At 60.3% G+C, this 14,300-nt stretch carries 12 protein-coding genes; 5 read left to right on the plus strand and 7 right to left on the minus strand.

What is annotated here, in order from left to right; genetic code table 11:
* Positions 1-39: 39 nt before the first annotated feature.
* The 5 genes from gad to P0D87_RS04375 all read right to left on the minus strand — a co-directional run bounded on the left by gad (position 40) and on the right by P0D87_RS04375 (position 7,606).
* Positions 40-1,419, minus strand: a complete 1,380-nt coding sequence (gene gad, locus P0D87_RS04355; RefSeq protein ID WP_006046764.1) for a glutamate decarboxylase — start codon at positions 1,417-1,419, stop codon at positions 40-42.
* Between the two features lie 85 nt (positions 1,420-1,504).
* Positions 1,505-3,160: a bifunctional aspartate transaminase/aspartate 4-decarboxylase gene (locus P0D87_RS04360; RefSeq protein ID WP_006046765.1), complete on the minus strand. Its 1,656-nt coding sequence runs from the start codon at positions 3,158-3,160 to the stop codon at positions 1,505-1,507.
* 56 nt (positions 3,161-3,216) lie between these two features.
* Complete coding sequence (gene aspT, locus P0D87_RS04365; protein WP_006046766.1) at positions 3,217-4,908, minus strand: aspartate-alanine antiporter; 1,692 nt, start codon at positions 4,906-4,908, stop codon at positions 3,217-3,219.
* Between the two features lie 195 nt (positions 4,909-5,103).
* Positions 5,104-5,691: a hypothetical protein gene (locus P0D87_RS04370; protein ID WP_006046767.1), complete on the minus strand. Its 588-nt coding sequence runs from the start codon at positions 5,689-5,691 to the stop codon at positions 5,104-5,106.
* Positions 5,692-5,854: 163 nt separating this feature from the next.
* Positions 5,855-7,606: a SulP family inorganic anion transporter gene (locus P0D87_RS04375; protein ID WP_053859240.1), complete on the minus strand. Its 1,752-nt coding sequence runs from the start codon at positions 7,604-7,606 to the stop codon at positions 5,855-5,857.
* Between the two features lie 522 nt (positions 7,607-8,128).
* Between P0D87_RS04375 and P0D87_RS04380 the strand changes: the two genes are divergently transcribed.
* Entirely contained in the window at positions 8,129-8,569 is a 441-nt protein-coding gene (locus P0D87_RS04380; RefSeq protein WP_044020158.1) for a glycine zipper family protein, read from the plus strand.
* A gap of 161 nt (positions 8,570-8,730) precedes the next feature.
* Positions 8,731-9,318 (plus strand): BPSL1445 family SYLF domain-containing lipoprotein, encoded by a 588-nt coding sequence (locus tag P0D87_RS04385; RefSeq protein WP_006046770.1) that lies wholly within the window; start codon positions 8,731-8,733, stop codon positions 9,316-9,318.
* Positions 9,319-9,346: 28 nt separating this feature from the next.
* Here P0D87_RS04385 and P0D87_RS04390 read toward each other — a convergent pair whose 3' ends face one another.
* On the minus strand, positions 9,347-9,604 hold the full coding sequence (locus tag P0D87_RS04390) for an RNA recognition motif domain-containing protein (protein ID WP_006046771.1): 258 nt from the start codon (positions 9,602-9,604) through the stop codon (positions 9,347-9,349).
* A gap of 229 nt (positions 9,605-9,833) precedes the next feature.
* Positions 9,834-10,484 carry a VIT1/CCC1 transporter family protein gene (locus P0D87_RS04395; RefSeq protein WP_053859239.1) on the minus strand — a complete coding sequence of 217 codons (651 nt, stop codon included), beginning with the start codon at positions 10,482-10,484 and terminating at the stop codon, positions 9,834-9,836.
* A gap of 227 nt (positions 10,485-10,711) precedes the next feature.
* Between P0D87_RS04395 and ppk2 the strand changes: the two genes are divergently transcribed.
* The 3 genes from ppk2 to P0D87_RS04410 all read left to right on the plus strand — a co-directional run bounded on the left by ppk2 (position 10,712) and on the right by P0D87_RS04410 (position 14,157).
* Positions 10,712-11,533, plus strand: coding sequence for a polyphosphate kinase 2 (gene ppk2, locus P0D87_RS04400; protein ID WP_053859238.1), 822 nt, complete (start codon positions 10,712-10,714; stop codon positions 11,531-11,533).
* A gap of 762 nt (positions 11,534-12,295) precedes the next feature.
* Positions 12,296-13,531, plus strand: coding sequence for a PAS domain-containing sensor histidine kinase (locus P0D87_RS04405; protein ID WP_321175884.1), 1,236 nt, complete (start codon positions 12,296-12,298; stop codon positions 13,529-13,531).
* Positions 13,528-14,157: a response regulator transcription factor gene (locus P0D87_RS04410; protein WP_006046776.1), complete on the plus strand. Its 630-nt coding sequence runs from the start codon at positions 13,528-13,530 to the stop codon at positions 14,155-14,157. The genes P0D87_RS04405 and P0D87_RS04410 overlap by 4 nt, the downstream gene beginning before the upstream one ends.
* Positions 14,158-14,300: the final 143 nt, after the last annotated feature.

Raw genomic sequence — 14,300 nt, forward strand, 5'->3', positions numbered from 1 at the left:
CACACGGCGCCGGCTCGCGTCCACGTCGCGATAAGCACTTCAGCATTTCACTGTAGAGGACGTTTCCACGCTGTGCGTGTGCAGCCTGGGCGGGGTCGCGTTTCCGCCGTGTTCCGCGAGGAATCTGCAGGCGCGAATGATATCGCCGCCGAGCAGTAAAGCGGAGTTGCGGTTGATGTGAGGCCGCACCACGATCCGAAGGCTCTTCACCTCTTCTGCATCGGGCGGCATTGAATAGGCGGACAGCACCCAGCCTTTTTCGCGAACCTTGTTCGAAACGTCGAATTCGTTGAAGTTCGTGATTCGTTTGTCCAACGTCACGGCGACAACGGGGATGCGTTGCGTCTCGTTCATGATCGTGAAATAGCCGCTCTTCACGATCATTTCTCGCAGCGCGATGGCGTTGTTCAAGGTGTGCTTCATGATTCGTCTATAGCCGTCGAACCCAAGGCGCAAGAACATGTAGTACTGAACCGCGACCTGGAAAGCGTTGCGGCTGAAGTTCAACGTGGCGGTCGGCATTTCGCCGCCCAGGTAGTTGACGTAGAAGACCAGATCTTCGTTGAATATTTTGCGTTCCCGAAAAACCACCCAGCCGAGTCCGGGCGGCGCCAGTCCGTATTTGTGACCGGACGCGTTGATCGATTGCACGCGTGGCAGCCTGAAGTCCCATTCGTAGTCGGGATAAAGGAACGGATTAACGAATCCCCCCGACGCGCCGTCGATATGCATCGGAACCGAAATGCCGGTCTTCTGCTCATAGGCGTCGAGCCAGTCATGAATGCCCTTGATGTCGTCGTCTTCGCCAGTGAAAGTCTGGCCGGCAATGGCGACTACGGCGATCGTGTTTTCGTCGACATACTTGTCCAGTTGCTCCGCGGTTAGCCGATAGTTGCCCGGCCTGAGCGGAACGATGCGGGGCTCGACGTCGAAATAGCGCAGGAATTTTTTCCACACAATCTGCACATTGCCGCCCGTCACCATATTAGGCCGGGTCGCATCCTTGCCTTCACGCTCGCGCTTCTGGCGCCAGTTCCACTTGTGTGCGAGCCCGGCGAGCATGCAGGCTTCCGACGATCCAATGGTAGCCGTGCCGTACGGCTCGACTCCTGCCGGGCCATTCCATAGTTGATGCAGCCACTTCACCATGCGCGTTTCGGTTGCGAAAACCTGCGGGTACATGTCGTGGTCGATGTAGTTCTTGAAGATGTTGCGTTTCGCGACTTCTGCCGCTTCGGGCTCGGCCCATGTCGTCACGAACGACGACATGTTCAGCATCGGATTGGCGTCGGTCCATTCGTCGCTGATCACGAGCGCTGCTGCCGCTTTCGCCGACATGCCCTGTTGCGGAAATGCGTTTTCAGGCACCTCCAGGTTGAATTCGTCGTACGGGGTCATCTTTTCGGGCGGCGTGGTCATATGCGTCTCCTCAACAGGGATAGCGGACGCGGGTCGGCTGCTTGCCGACCCGCGCGCAGACATTGCGGTGCGGCTCGAGACGGATCTATAAGGTCTTGTTCCGGTCGAGCGTGTTGCCTGTTTCACTGTTGTATCGGTCGACATGCTCGGAAAGCATGTGCCGTACGGCCTTGCCGATCTGCCTGTAGTCCGACTCGTTGAGATTGGCGAGTGAAACGCGACCCGATGGATGCATCGTCCCAAAGCCGCGCCCCGGCAGCAGCACGACACGAGCTTCACGCGCGAGACGGAACAGCAGCTCAGTGGGCGCGGTATTCTTGAGCAGCCATTCGACGAACTCGCGACCGTACGCCCGCTCGGCGAGATACTCGAGGTCGAGAACCGCGTAGTAATCGACCTGATTGGGATCGGTATCCTCGAATGAAATGCCGATCTCGTCGTAGAGTGCTTTCTTGCGGTTGCGGATGAGCCGCTTCAATGCGTTCTTGTACGCGTCGGGCGTATCCATTAACGAAAACAGCGAGAACAGCACCATCTGAACCTGCTGCGGCGTCGACAACCCGGCCGTATGGTTGAGTGCCACAGTACGGCTATCGGCCACCAGGCGGTCAATAAACTTCAGTTGATCGGGCTCGGTCGTGATCGACTCGTATCGGTGATGCATCACTTTTTTGACGTCTTGCGGCAATTCGGCGAGCAGACGGTCCAGCACATTGTCTCGATGCGTCGCGATCGCGCCAAGCCGCCAGCCCGTCGCGCCGAAGTACTTCGAGTACGAATAGACGAGAATCGTGTTGTGAGGCGCGAGGGCAAAGAGCGACACGAAGTCATCGGCGAATGTGCCGTACACGTCGTCAGTCAGCAGAATCAGGTCGGGGCGTTCTTTCACGATGTCGGCGATATACCGGAGACTGTCGTCGCTGACCTTGACAGACGACGGGTTGCTCGGATTGACGAGAAAGAATGCCTTCACCGTTGGGTCGCGTAGTTTGTCGAGTTCCTCATTCGAGTACTGCCAGTTGTTCTCTACCGTGGCGTTCAGATTGACTACGTCGAGCTCATAGTCGTTTAGCCGTGGAATTTCGATGTAAGGCGTAAAAATCGGCATGCCGAGCGCAATCCTGTCGCCCGGTTTGATGAGCCGGTTCTCACGCATCGTGTTGAAGATATAGGTCATTGCCGCCGTCCCACCTTCAACCGCGAAGAGGTCGAATTCGCCGACGAACGGATGCTTGCCGATCATCTCGCGTCGCAGATACTGTCCGACGATGATTTCCGACAGCTTCAGCATCCTGTCGGGCACCGGATAGTTCGACGCGAGAATGCCCTCGCACATCTCATACAGAAAATCGTTGGCGGAAAGCCCGAGCTGGTCGCGCACATAGGAAACGGCGCCCGCCAGGAAGTCGATGCCCGGCGTGCCCTTGTTCTCACGCACGAATAGCTCGAAGCGTTCGGAGAGCCCATCGCGCTTCGGAAATCCGCCGACGCCCTCGGGCATGTACGCGAATGAACGTTCCGACTCGCGCATCGCAAAGAGACCGAGTTGCCAGAAACCGTGGCGCGGAATCGTCGCGAGAAAGTTCGGGTTGCCGCGGCCCGCGTTGAGCATGGCCAGATTCGCTGGGCGTTCCACCGCGCTGCCGCCAGCGGCTTTGATGAGTTCATCTTTCAGCTCGAAGGGGCTGAGTGCGGCCAGTTTGGAAGTATCGCCTGCCGCCGATTTGCGGGACTTCTCCATCACTTACCTCCAGATCGAGTATTGCGTATTCAGGTAGCCACGCACGCATTGCGCTGTCATGAAAGGACTATCACGATCACCATCCCCCAGATCGTGAGGAGTGTGTTGCCGACCGCGTAGGTGACGGTGTATCCCAGACCGGGCACCTGGCTTTTTGCAGCATCGCAGACCATGCCGAGCGCTGCCGTCGTGGTTCGGGCACCCGCACAGATGCCGAACAGCAGCGCGGGATGGAATTTGAATATGTATTTGGCGATGAACATGCCGAGGATCAGCGGGACCGATGTTGCGACGATGCCCCAAAGAAACAGACTGACGCCGAGTTGCTGCAATCCGGCGACGAAACCGGGACCGGCGGTGATGCCGACCACCGCGATAAACACGTTCAACCCCACCGAGTTCATGAACCAGATCGTCGGCTCGGGAATGCGGCCGAACGTCGGATGTATCGCACGGAACCAGCCGAATGCGATGCCGGCGATGAGCGCGCCGCCCGCCGTCGACAACGTAATTGGAATCGCGCCGACACGGATCACCACTGCACCGATCAGGGCGCCCACCGCAATGGCGAGCGAGACGAAAGCCATATCGGCTACGCTTGTCGACCGGTCCAGCACGCCGATGGCCTCGGCTGCGGCGGTTGTATCCTGCGTTCGTCCGACGACGGTGATCACATCGCCGCGGTGCAACCTGGTGTTGGGCAGTATCGGAATGGGCGTCTCAGTCGGTCCGCGCTTGATCTTCCGTAAAAACACTCCTCTTGCAGCGGGGAGTGTGCTCAGTTCCTGCAGCGTCTTGTTGTCGATTGCCTTGCTGGTCACGTAGATGTCGACGCCTTCGACGGGAACCGCGAGAAGGTCGGGATCGTCGATCTCCAGTGCCGCGGGCCCGATGGCGTTGACAAGTTGTTCACGGCGTCCCGCCACCGCGACGATGTCGTCGGGTTGTAAAACCAGGTCGAGTGTGGCGTCCCGTATCTGGCCGTCGCGTCTGATGCGTTCAATAAAAAGCCTGCTGTTTACCGCAGCCATTGTTTCGGCCTGTGCAACTGTCAACCCTGCGGCGGGCCCGTTGCTTTGAACGCGATACGCACGGAATTCGAATTTATGCCATGCCTGTCCAGCGCCGCCCAGTTCGCGCGTGGCGCCAAGGCTTGCTTCATACTCTTTGCAGGCGGCCACGAGGTCGATGCGCAATAGCCGGGGGCCGAGCGTGGCGAGTATCAGTGCAGAGCCGATCGTGCCGAATATATAGGTGACGGCATAGGCGGTCGGCATGGCATTGAGAAGCGCCTTGCTCTCGTCCGCCGGCAAGCCGAGGCGATTGATGGCGTCGGTGGCAAGGCCCATCGACGCCGAGATTGTTTGCGAGCCGGCCAACAGCCCGGCAGCGGAGCCGATGCTGTAACCCGCGACTTTTGCCGCGACCACAGGCGCCGCCAGACATAGCAGGCACTGAACCACGGAGAAAAGCGCTTGCGGAATGCCGTCCTTCGCGATGCCCCGTACGAATTGCGGACCCACGCCGTATCCCACTGCGAACAGGAACATCAGGAAGAAAACTGACTTCACATTCGGCGAAACAGTAATGCCTAGCTGGCCTATCGCTATGGCGGCGAGAAGGGTTGCCGTCACCGCGCCGAGACTAAATCCCTTGAAGCTTTTTCCGCCGACCCAATAGCCAATTCCAAGAGACAGGAAAATTGCAATTTCCGGGTAACTGCGTAGTGTTTCCGAGAGCCATGACATACGCACTCCTGATGGAAAGTACTCCGTCCAAAGGAAGCAGTTGGTCCGATACAGTTTCTCTGCGACGCCTTGTTTTCGCGACCCTATCAAGATTACATTTCCGACATTTCGCGATGTATCGGACCTTGGTCCTATTTGGTGTAGTTTCGTCGGCTTTGCCGTTTTTTTGCGAGACCCCAAGTCAGCGCAAAAGCACTATTTCTTGACGGCCGGTTCGACCGAGATGGCAAGCGCTTCGGTATATACGGCTTCCACCTGATCGCCCTTTTTTATGTTCGCGATCTGTTCCGGATCTTCGACAACGAGGTCTACTATGTTGCCCTTCGGACCCTTCAGCGTGACGGTTTTGGTTTTGGGGTGAACTGCGATCACGTCGGCGACGATTGTGACTTGTCGCCCTAATGTGCCGCCGGGTTTTTGGCCTTTGGCCGCGCGCTCCATTGAAGGCTGTTCCGAAATCGACGCGGGCTCAGTGCCGTTTTTCTTGAGACTGAGGCTTAGCGATTCGCGGTAGACCGTTGTCACCACGTCGCCTACCTTCAGTTGGTCGAAGTTGCGCGCCTCGGGGCCGACTTCGACTTCGACCATTTTTCCTTGCTGCGTTTTTAACGTGACAGTTCGGGTCGCAGCATCGATGGAGTCCACGGTCGCCGTCATCCGGCTGGTGCCTTTAATGCTGGCGTGGCCGGGAGCTTTCATCGTCTCCACATTTTCCGTCTGTGCCCACGCTGTCGGGGCGATGGCGATCATCGTGGCGATGAGTAGCGCTGTTCTGTGCTTCATTGAATTCTCCATTGGGTGAGGACACTCTTTCGTTGACAGTCCGAACATGCCGGGAATCCGCCATGCCTTGGACCACCAGGTGCAAAGCAGGGCAAGCAAGGCATTGGCATGCCGGATCGTTGGACGCCTTCTTCTGTCTGTTTGCAGTTCCTCCCTGTGGCTGTCAGTTGGGCGGCGCGGTAACGCCGGCGCTGGCAACGCCATGCCACTCATCGATGACATCGGCCACCGACACGCGCCGTCCGATATAACCCACCTGTTGTTCCACTCCCTCGGCGCGCAGGATATCGCGCGCGCTTGCATGAGCACTGACGAGCCGCAGGCGTATGCCGGCCGCTGCCAGTTCGGCGTGCAACGCCGCCAGCATGCGTGCGCCCGCAAGATCGACGAACGGCGAAGCGGAGAGATCGCATATCACGAGCGAGTGTGTCTGCGCGGAAGCGCGAATATGTGCCCACACCGTGGCGCGAACATAGTCGGCGTTGAAGTAGAGCAACGATGCTTCGACCCGGAACATCAATGCGCCAGGTACTGGCTGATTGTCGGGATTGCGCTCGATATCCGAATAGCGGCGCGTGCCGGGAATGCGGCCCAGAACCGCGACGTGCGGACAGGCAGCGCGTCTGATAAGCAGCAACATGGAAACGAGCACGGCGAAGATGACGCCTTTCAGAATGCCAAGCAGCAGCACCGCGGCAAAAGCCACCATCGCAACGAGAAATTCATAGCGGCTGACGCGCCATACGTGGCGCAGTTCGTCGATGTCGATGAGACCTTTAACCGCGATGAGCACGATCGCCGCGAGAACCACGTTAGGCAGATTGGCGAGGAGTCCTGTCAGGAACATCAGGCAAAGCCCGATCGTCACGGAAGCGAACACGAGCGAGAGGGGCGTCCTTGCGCCGGCTTTGTCGTTCACCGACGATTGGGAGAGTCCGCCGGCCACGGGGAAACCCTGAAAAAAGCCAGCCGCCAGATTTGCAGCGCCGAGGCCCAGCAATTCCTGACGCGGATCGATCTCATAGCCTCGCGTGTGCGCGATGGCGCGCGCGGCGGAGACGCTTTCTACATAAGCGAGCAGCAGACAGGCGAAGGCGAGCGGAATCACTCCGTCCACGTCGCGCAAGCGTAGGCCCGGCGCATGAAACGCGGGCAAGCCCTGTGGGATCGCACCGACGACCTTGACGCCCATCGATGCGAGCGGTGTGACCGACATCAGGATGATGGAGGCCACGACTAGCAGCAGCGCGACAGGGCGCCCCGGCAGATGCCGTTCTCCGAGCAGCAGCAGGACGATGACGGCTAGCCCGAACGCGAGCACCGTGAAATTCGTATCGGGCAGTTGCCGGGCGAGCACGACGATGCGCTCGAAGAACTGTTCGCCTCCACCCTTGACACCGAACAGCTTGGGCAACTGCGTGAGCGCGATCGTGAGCGCCGCGCCGGCCTTGAATCCAAGCAGAATCGTTTCGCTGATGAAGTTGACGAGGGAGCTGAGCCGAAGTATCCATGCGACGACGCACATCGCTCCCAGCAGTATTGCCGTCAGCGCCGCGATGGACGCGAAGCGCTCAGGGTCTCCACCTGCGAGGCCCGCGACCGTCACGCCGACGAGCATTGAAATGGCCGATGTCGGCCCGACCGCAAGCTGCCGCGAGGATCCGAAGATGGCGTAGCAGAGGCCGCCGAGCAGATAACAGTAGATGCCGTATTGGGGCGGCAACCCGGCAAGCGTTGCATACGCGAGCGACACTGGAATGCCGTAGGCCGCAAGCGTCACGCCCGCAATCGCGTCGTGCCTCAGCCACTCGGCGCGGTAGGCAGGAAGCCACTGCGCGACGGGAAATACCGCACGCCAGCCGGCGACACGCTCCGGGTTCAACATGGATGGCTGTGGGCGAGGCGGGTCGCTCATCGCGAGGTCTCCTTTCGCGGAGCCGGTTCGAGCTCGTAGCGGGGCGCGAACAGAGCCGTCCGGGCGTCACCCATTCACGGCGACGATCATGTACCGATTGTTCAGCATAGTGCGGGGGAGAACCGGTGCACATCGGACTTTGGTCCTGGTGCAGATTGCGGCTGTCCGATGGCATCGTCGAACGGATACGACCATGGTCCGATTGTGTTCGCCCGGCAGGCGACACAATCTTCGAAGCAGGACTGTGCGTTCCCAGGTTCGCGGCGCGCCTGCGCGACCTGCGCGAGTGCGTGACGGATAGGGACGAGTCGCACAGACACGCTGACGGCGGCCGACGGTCGATGGGCTTCGGCGCAGCGGTGAGGTTCGTCAGCGTCCATGACGATATGCGTCGACGGCGCCGCATGCGGGCCGCTGTATCCGACGGCGCGGCACGCACCGGCAGATGCAGCCCGATGCCGTCATCGCGCGCCCAATCGAGGAGTCGCTGTGAACACTTACAGGGAACGCTGCTTTTGCGCGGTGCTTGCGAGCGGAGTGTTGTTTGGCTCCGCCGTGCAGGCCAAGCCGGTTGCCTATCCCGCCAAAGGGCAAAGCCAGCAACAGCAGCAGAAGGACGACGGCGCATGCTATTCGTGGGCCAAGAGCAACACGGGCATCGATCCAGCGACGGTGAACACCAGCCCGCCACCACCTTCGGGACCTGCGGTCGGCGGCGGCGAGCGTGTTAGAGGCGCCGCGCGCGGCGCCGCTGGAGGCGCAGCGATAGGCGCGATTGCCGGTGACGCGGGCAAGGGCGCCGCAATCGGTGCAGCGGGTGGCACGATGGCCGGCGGCGCGCGGGCTCGCAACAATCAACGGGCTGCAGCGGCCTCCACTCAGGCTCAATCGCAAGGGGCTATCGATACTTATGATCGGGCGTGGGCCGCATGCATGCAAGGGCGAGGATATTCGGTGAAATGAGGCGAAAGAGGGATCCTAAGCGACGCAACGAGTTGCGCGCCTCCCGCGACGCGGATACGAGCGCGCTGTAAGACCAAAGTCCGATTCGCCGAGTCAGCCGCCATGACATCATGTAATCGGGCACGGAAAGTTTCGCCACGGCAACACTATGGAGGTGAACAATGAACAGACGGCATTTTGTGCTGACGACTACTGCTGCCGCGGCCGCCGGGACTCTGGTTCTTGCCGGTTGCACGATGACGTCCAGCAGCGGCAAGAGTGGCGAGACCGATGCTTCGAAGCGCCAGGCGATAGATGCGAGCGTCGATGGCACGTTGAGCCGGCTGTCATCGACGGTGCAAGGTTCGCGCGAGCTCATGTCGAAGGCTCAAGGCATCCTCGTGTTCCCGGACGTGAAGAAGGCGGCGTTTATCGTCGGCGCCGAGTATGGCGAGGGCGCATTGCGTTCCGGCGGCAAGACGGCCGGCTACTTCAGCGTGGCGGGAGCGTCGTTTGGGTTCCAGGCAGGGGCACAGTCGACCGCGGTCATTTTCCTCTTCATGACCCAGGATTCGCTCGCGGCGTTCCAAAGCTCGGCGGGCTGGTCGGCGGGTGGCGATGTGGGCGTTTCGATCGCCAAGGTCGGTGCGAACGGGGCTATCGATACGACGTCCGCGTCGTCGCAAGTCGTGGCGCTCGTGCTGACCAATGTCGGTCTGATGGCCGATGCGTCGGTCAACGGCGCCAAAGTGACCCGGCTGACGATATGAACGCGCCGCGCCACGTGCGCGGCTTCTCCTAGCTGTCGTCGTGCTCCGGCATGACCTGCGCGACGATGGTCCGGCTCTTCCAGAACATGTTGTGGATTCGGGACTGCAGGCGGCGCAATGCGTCCGGCGGAGTGTCGTGGAAGGTGAGCACGAGCGCGGGCCGTGCTCCGGTTCCGTGATAGCGCATGACCTGGTCAAACGGCGGAAATCCGTACTTGATGAGAAAGTCCCTGATTTCGTCGTCCGAAGTGCTCTCTTCGACGTTTCCTATCCAGAGATCGGCCATGATGCGCTCCTTGAGTGTCCGTCAATTCATCGGTCGGGCCATGAGGTTGACGCCGCCACTATACGGCGGCTCTCGGGCCAAGCGCGGGATCAGCGGCGGGCGGCTCGCCATCGCTTTGATCCTGAAGGCGGCAGTTGACCCTGGCAATTAGACCAAAGTCCTACACGCGCACGGCGGTCGCTCTAATGCGCCGGTTTCTCCGCATGGCCTCTGTCCCGATGCAGCCACGCTAACCTCCCAGCGCTTTCACCGCCGCGATGAGCACGACGCCGAGCAAGGCCATAGCAAGGCCCGTGCGCAGCGGCTTCAGATATTCCGCGTAGCGGCCAAGCGCGACGCCAAGCACGAACAGCATCGCGACGGTGATTACCCGTGACGTGTTCATGGCGGCCTTCACGTCGCTCAACAGCAGAAAAGGGACGACCACCGGAAAAGTGGCAATGACCACTAGCGCGAAGATGCCGGCGGCTTCGACAAAGTCCCGCGGCCCGAGTGCGTGACGACGAAGCGGCTCGATCGTCTGCAAACGCCTGCGCATACCTTCGAGTTCGTCGTCGCCCGTAATGGCCCGCACGTGCTCCGGCAATTCATCGGCAATCAGTCGGCGTGCGCCGTTCGCGTCCGCGCCGAGCGCCTTGTGTGCGATCCGGCGTATCCGCGTGCGTTCGGTCGCGGTCCGCATCAGATACATGACTGCGTCAACAAGTCCCCACGCGATATTGCAGCCGAGGGCGGCAATGCTCGCCGCACGGGCCGGGTCGCGCGAGGTGGAAGCTATCGATACGGAGCCCATAATTGTCACGGCCATGAGGAGGCCGAACAGGATTTCGGAGACGCGATCGATGAGATTGAGCAACGGCACACGCTTATCCTGCTCCATGAACACCTCTTACCGATTGTTCATTGTTCATTACCTGACGGCTTCTTCGGCGCGGCTATTTGCGCTATCGACGGATGCGCGCTGCGTTGAACCGGCTACGCCATGCATTGGATCATGGTGGCCGCTCGCCAACATCGGCCTAAGGTCCTATTGCCCGCGTCTTATCCGGCGTCGATAGTCGAGAAGGCAAGCGGTGCCGCGCGGGCACAGAATATGGAGGCGACACTATGTCCAGAATGGCCGATGCCAGCAACGTCGAAGACGCCGGACGTGCGCGCAAGCTCAACAACAAGGCGTATATGAAGGAGCTTGCGAGGCTTCATGTCGAACTGGTCCAGCTTCAGGAATGGACGAAAGCAAGCGGCGCGAAAATATGCGTGATCTTCGAGGGCCGCGATGGCGCGGGCAAGGGCGGCACCATTAAAGCGATTACAGAACGCGTCAGTCCGCGCGTCTTCCGGGTCGTCGCACTGCCTGCACCCACCGAGCGTGAAAAGAGTCAGATGTACATTCAGCGCTATCTGCCCTACCTGCCAGCAGCGGGAGAAATCATGCTGTTCGACCGAAGCTGGTACAACCGGGCGGGCGTCGAACGCGTCATGGGTTTTTGCACCGATGAACAGGTGCAGGAGTTTCTGCGCGTCGTGCCACTCGTCGAACGCGCGATTATTCATTCAGGCGTGATTCTCCTCAAGTACTGGCTGGAGGTGAGTCCCGAGGAGCAGACGCGGCGGCTCGAAGCGCGCATCAAGGACGAGCGCAAGATCTGGAAGCTTTCTCCGATGGACATCGAATCGTACCGGCGCTGGTACGATTATTCACGCGCCCGCGACGATATGTTCGCGATGACCGATACGGAATTCGCACCGTGGCATGTCGTGATTTCGAACGATAAGAAGCGGGCACGCCTGAATCTCATTAGCCATCTATTGAGCCAGATTCCGTATGAGCCCGTGCGACGCGAAGCAATTCAATTGCCGTCGCGACAGAAGGCGAAGAGCTATCAGGAGCCCGCTTATCCGTATAAATATGTACCCGAAAAATTCTGACACGGGTTATACGGTTTGCGTATCCAGACGACTTGCGCACGATATATCAGCGCTGCGAACTTCGGCGGTGTGACGGCGGCTCATGCCCGTATTCCAGCCCTGAAACGCAATGCGGCACGTCATTCCAACGGCGTTCAGGCTATGTGCGGACAGCCTCAATAGACCCGGTGAATCATTCAGTCTTTTTTACTTGGTCGAGATCGAGGGTCAGTCAAATATTAGGGAAAATCTGACAACAAGCCTGTCATTTCATTACGCTTAAGTATATCTTTCTCAAAAGACGCGCAGACGGAACATCGTCTTAGCCGGGCCCGCGGTCGAATACTTCGCTATTAGTGGATCACTGCTGAATTCACAGGTCGGTGCGCTGGCTCGTCAGCGAGAAGGTTCGCGGCCACGCGGCAAGCATCGGCTGCAAACTGCTGCAAATCGACGTTGCTGCTCGACACCGTAAGGCATCCTACGGAGAGTTCGATCATGAATGGTCTCAGGCATCATCATCGCAACGTAGTGTCCGAAGTCGTGGCAGCAGTTGAGCGGCTCATTTCTCCAGGGCGGGTTCGCGCCGCCGCTTCCGGTTCAGCGCTCGAGCTTATGGCGGGCACAATTAGGACACCCATGCATCTGCACGACGCAGGATTCCACCTCCCTCGCGACCGGTCGGCAGCGGGTCAGAATGCCGTGCGTCGGGACCCGCGCAGCACACGCGCGCACAGGCATTCCGCGGTAGCTCAAGCCGGACGGGCGAGCCGATTGAGCGCTGTGCTAGCCGGATATATACCCTGGTGGCACCGCCGCGCGAACGACGCGCCGTCTGCCTACGCAGGCGCCGATCTGAGGCCGCTGCTGGATGCGATGCCTGTTGCGGTGATGGTCGTCGATGACGACTATCGGGTCATGCAGGTCAATGAACCGGCGGCGGCGCTGTTCGGGTATACGACAAACGAACTGTGCAGCCTGTCCTTCATGCAGTTGTGTCCGCGCATGGCGGACGACACCGCGGACGACGCAGCGCACGACACAGCCGATCACACAGCCGACGACACAGATAAGCAGGCCATACCCTCGGGCGCCTTCGTGCCGGGTTCGCGCGCTGGGACCGCAGGCGTGCGACGCATGGCGGTCGCCAGATGCAGGGACGGCGGCGAGCGTCCGGTCAGCGTGCAATGCACGCGATATGAAGCGGGCGCATCGCCGTGGATCGTGACTATCGTCGATCCGTGCGAACACGCGCACGCCACCGCAGACGACCTGAAGAGTGTGCAACCCGCGCGGGTGTCGGATCTGAGCGAAATGGCGGCGGCTCTCGCGCATGAAATCAATCAGCCGCTCACCGCGATTCTCGGCAACGCGCAGGCGGCGCAGCGATTTCTCCAGTCGCCCGTAAGCGACCCTGACAATTTGCGGGAAGCGCTCGCGGACATCGTCGACGACAGCTTCAGAGCCACTGAAATTGTTCGCAAACTGCGCCAGCTGGTCAGAGGCGCGACGCCCGAAACGCGGCCGCTCGCGATCGACACCCTCGTGCGCGGCGCGACCCACCTGATGCGCCGCAGTGCGCTCGCACTTGGCGTAAGCGTCACGCTCGACGTCGAGAAGCATTTGCCGCAAGTACGCGGCGACAACACGCAGTTGCAGCAGGTGATGATCAATCTGTTGCAAAACGCATTCGACGCCGTCGAACAGTGCAGTGCGGAACATCGCGTGGTGTCGGTGAGAATCAGGGCAGCGCCTCAGCAGGCAGGCGTCAGCATCACCGTGAACGATCGGGGGCAGGGGCTCAATGCGGACCAGGTCGGCGACGTATTCAAACCTTTTTTCACGTCGAAGATGCATGGGCTCGGCCTTGGCCTGTCGATCAGCAGTTCGATAATCTCGATGCATGGCGGCCGTCTGTGGGCCGACAACAACGATGATGGGGGTGCAACATTTCACATCCTGCTTCCATCGGCGGGCGGCGCTGAAGGCCTGGCATCCGGTTCTCGCTATACGTCGTGAACGCTTCCGCTCCCGTGGTGTTCATCGTCGATGACGACGAACACGTCCGTACTGCTCTGGCACGACTGATCCGCTCCGCGGGGCATCGCGTGGAAACGTTCGCCAGTGCGGAAGCGTTTATCGAAGACGCCGATCTGGAAGCGTCTCCGGCATGTCTGTTGCTGGACCTGCAACTTCCCGATCTGAGCGGACTCGCGCTCCAGCGCCGGTTGCACGAGTGCGTGCCGGTCATTGTCATCTCCGGTCATGGCGACCTGGATTCCGCCATCGATGCAATGAAGGCCGGCGCGGCTGACTTCCTGCCGAAGCCTGTCCATGACGCCGTGTTGCTCGACGTGCTCGAGCGTGCGCTAGAAAGGGCACGGCGCATTTTCGCGGCGCGCGCGGAACTCGCCGACATCCATAGCCGCCTGAATCAGCTTACGCCGCGCGAGCGCGAGGTGATGATGCTCGTGGTGGAAGGCTATCTGAACAAGCAGGTGGCGAGCGAACTGGGAGCGGCGGAAAAGACCATCAAGATCCATCGCGCACGTGTGATGGAAAAGATGAAAGCCGGTTCGCTTGCTGAGCTCGTCCGTCTTGCCGAGAAGGCTCGTTTGGCACAGAGCGCAGACCCCGGGCGCTAGCGGAACGCACGCGTGTCATCCGTGTACCGGCGTTCTGCCTAACCGCAAATCGTTGCAATTCCTCGCAATCCTTCGCAATCCGTCAGGGCACGAGACCAAAGTCCTATTTCCGTCTACGCGCCGGACGGCTACGCTTCTCTACT

It is taken from the genome of Paraburkholderia sp. RL17-368-BIF-A, from assembly GCF_046054045.1.
GTDB lineage: Bacteria > Pseudomonadota > Gammaproteobacteria > Burkholderiales > Burkholderiaceae > Paraburkholderia > Paraburkholderia graminis.

Bases quoted from the DNA above. Each gene is read 5' to 3' on its own strand.
- gad (WP_006046764.1), bottom strand. From the start codon at position 1,419: ATGACCACGCCGCCCGAAAAGATGACCCCGTACGACGAATTCAACCTG.
- P0D87_RS04360 (WP_006046765.1), bottom strand. From the start codon at position 3,160: ATGGAGAAGTCCCGCAAATCGGCGGCAGGCGATACTTCCAAACTGGCC.
- aspT (WP_006046766.1), bottom strand. From the start codon at position 4,908: ATGTCATGGCTCTCGGAAACACTACGCAGTTACCCGGAAATTGCAATT.
- P0D87_RS04370 (WP_006046767.1), bottom strand. From the start codon at position 5,691: ATGAAGCACAGAACAGCGCTACTCATCGCCACGATGATCGCCATCGCC.
- P0D87_RS04375 (WP_053859240.1), bottom strand. From the start codon at position 7,606: ATGAGCGACCCGCCTCGCCCACAGCCATCCATGTTGAACCCGGAGCGT.
- P0D87_RS04385 (WP_006046770.1), top strand. From the start codon at position 8,731: ATGAACAGACGGCATTTTGTGCTGACGACTACTGCTGCCGCGGCCGCC.
- P0D87_RS04390 (WP_006046771.1), bottom strand. From the start codon at position 9,604: ATGGCCGATCTCTGGATAGGAAACGTCGAAGAGAGCACTTCGGACGAC.
- P0D87_RS04395 (WP_053859239.1), bottom strand. From the start codon at position 10,484: ATGGAGCAGGATAAGCGTGTGCCGTTGCTCAATCTCATCGATCGCGTC.
- ppk2 (WP_053859238.1), top strand. From the start codon at position 10,712: ATGTCCAGAATGGCCGATGCCAGCAACGTCGAAGACGCCGGACGTGCG.